The sequence below is a fragment of the Kitasatospora sp. NPDC047058 genome (genome assembly GCF_040643935.1).
In the GTDB taxonomy this organism is placed as follows: Bacteria; Actinomycetota; Actinomycetes; order Streptomycetales; family Streptomycetaceae; genus Kitasatospora.
Genome location: NZ_JBEYVJ010000689.1, coordinates 1 through 2504, shown reverse-complemented (window position 1 = coordinate 2504; position 2504 = coordinate 1). Strand labels below are relative to the sequence as shown.

Here is a 2504-nt window from a genome sequence, read left to right as displayed (position 1 = left end):
GCGCGCCGGTCCTCGACCGCGTCGGCCGAGGCGTGCCCCAGCACGACCGCGACCTCGGCCCGCACCAGGTCGGTGAGCACCCGCTCCTGCTCGGCGCGGGCCAGGCCGGCCAGCCGGTGCGCCAGCTCGCCCTCACCGCGGACCACGGCAGCCGTAGCCCCACCGGCCGCGGCCAGCCGGCGGATCTCCGGCAGGTCCCGGACCAGCGGCCGCTCGGGCAGGTCCGCCGCGCCCGGACCGGACGCCAGCTGCGCCCAGTCCACGTCCATCACGGTCACCAGGGCGTCCGGGCCCTCCAGTGCCTCGCCCAGGGCCCGGGCGGCGAGCTGCGGGTCCATCGCCGGCATCGGGCCGCGCTTGACCCGGGCCTGCACCACGCTGTTGGACTCGGCCATGCCGCCGCCGGCCCAGGCACCCCAGGCGACGGTCAGCGCGGCCAGGCCGCGGCTGCGCCGGTTCTCGGCGAGGGCGTCCAGGAAGGCGTTGGCCGCCGCGTAGTTGCCCTGCCCGGCCGCACCGAGCGTCGAGGAGATCGAGGAGAACAGGACGAAGGCGTCCAGGTCCAGCTCCGCGGTGAGCTCGTCCAGGTGGACCGCGCTCGCCGCCTTCGCGGCCAGCACCGTCTCCAGGCGGTCCACCGACAGCCGGTCGACCACACCGTCGTCCAGCACGGCCGCGGTGTGCAGCACCGAGGACAGCGCCGGACCGCTCGCGCCGATCCAGGCCACCAGCCCGGCCAGCGCCGAACGGTCCGTCACGTCGCAGGCGACGATCTCGACCGCGGAGCCGGCCGTCGCGAACTCGGCCGCCAGGGCCGCCGCGCCCTTCGCGGCGGGGCCGGAACGGCTGGTCAGCACCAGCCGCTCGGCACCGCGCCCGGTGAGCCACCGGGCCACGTGGCCGGCGATCGCGCCGGTGCCGCCGGTGATCAGCACGCTGCCGCGCGGCGTCCAGGGGTCGTTGCCGCGGAGCTGCGAGGCCCGGGTGAGCCTGCGGCCCAGGATTCCGGCGGACCGGATCGCGACCTCGTTCTCGCCACAGCCGGCCAGCACCGCCACCAGGCGCGCACCGGCGCGCTCGTCGAGCGTCTCCGGCAGGTCGACCAGACCGCCCCAGCGGTCCGGGTGCTCCAGGCCGACGACCCGGCCCAGACCCCACACCAGCGCCTGCACCGGGTTGGCCAGCGCCTCACCCGGGCCGGCCGCCACCGCGCCACGCGTGGCGAACCACAGCGGGGCGGCGATCCCGGCGTCACCCAGCGCCTGGACGAGGGCCAGGGTTGCCGCCATGCCTGCGGTCACCGCCGGGTGCTCCGGCAGCGCCGTCTCGTCCAGCGCCAGCAGCGACAGCACACCGGCCACGGCAGCGGGCTCCGCGGCCGCGCCCAGCAGCGCCGCCAGCCCGGCCCGGTCCACGAGCCCGGCGGGGACGTCGACCACGACGACCTCGGCCCCGCGAGCAGCCAGCGCGGACACGTACGGCTGCGCGTCGGTGCCGGCCGGCACCACCGTCACCCAGGTGCCGGACAGCACCCGGGCGTCGGGCTCGGCGACGGCCGACCAGGCGGTCCGGTAGCGCCAGTTGGCGGTCAGCGACCGGTCCTGCTCGCGGCGCCGCCAGGACGCCAGGGCCGGCAGCACCTCGTTGAACGGACGGCCGCCGTCCACGGCCAGCGTGTCGGCCAGCTGGGTCAGGTCCCCGCCCTCGACGGCCGCCCAGAACCGGGCCTCCGCCTCGGTGCTCGCACCGTCCCCGCCGGCCACCGGCATCGCCAGGATGCCCTCGGGCCAGAACCGCTGGTGGCGGAAGGCGTAGGTGGGCAGCTCGACCGGCGCGCCGGTCGGCAGCATCGAACTCCACTCGACCGCAGCACCGTTGACGAAGGCCCGGGCGAGACCGCCCACCAGGCCGGTCGCGTCCTGGTCGTCGCGCCGCTGCAGCGGGACGAACACGGGCTCCTCGCTCCCGATGCCGGCCACGATGTCCGGGCCGAGGGAGGAGAGCGACCCGTCGGGGCCGACCTCGATGAACACCGAGACGCCCTGCGCGGCGAGGGCGGCCACCGCGTCGGCGAACCGCACCGCCCGGCGCGTCTGCGACGGCCAGTAGCCCGCCTCGCACTCGGTCACCAGCTCACCGGTCAGCGCGCCCGCCCACATCATGTTCGGACGCCGGTAGTCCAACCCGGCGGCGACAGACGCGAGTTCGTCGAGGACCGGGTCCATCGCGGGCGAGTGGAAGGCGTGCGACACGCGCAGCCTGCGCACCCGCCGGCCCCGCTCGCGCCACAGCTCCACGACCTGGTCGACGGCCTCGGTCTCGCCCGAGACCACCACGGACTCCGGCCCGTTGACCGCCGCGATCACCGCACCCTCGGCCAGCGTCGCGACGACGTCCGCCTCGGGCGCGTTGACCGCCGCCATCGCACCGCCGGCCGGCAGCGCCTGTGGGCCAGCCTAGGGGCCCGCAGGGAGGACCGGGCCGCCTCAAACTGTGGGATGGAT

General features: G+C 76.8%; 1 protein-coding gene. It reads right to left on the bottom strand.

Translation table 11 applies throughout. The annotated features are described in order from the left end of the window. A partial coding sequence (locus tag ABZ885_RS39340; protein WP_360199727.1) for an SDR family NAD(P)-dependent oxidoreductase occupies positions 1-2423 on the bottom strand: 2423 nt, incomplete at its 3' end. Positions 2424-2504: the final 81 nt, after the last annotated feature.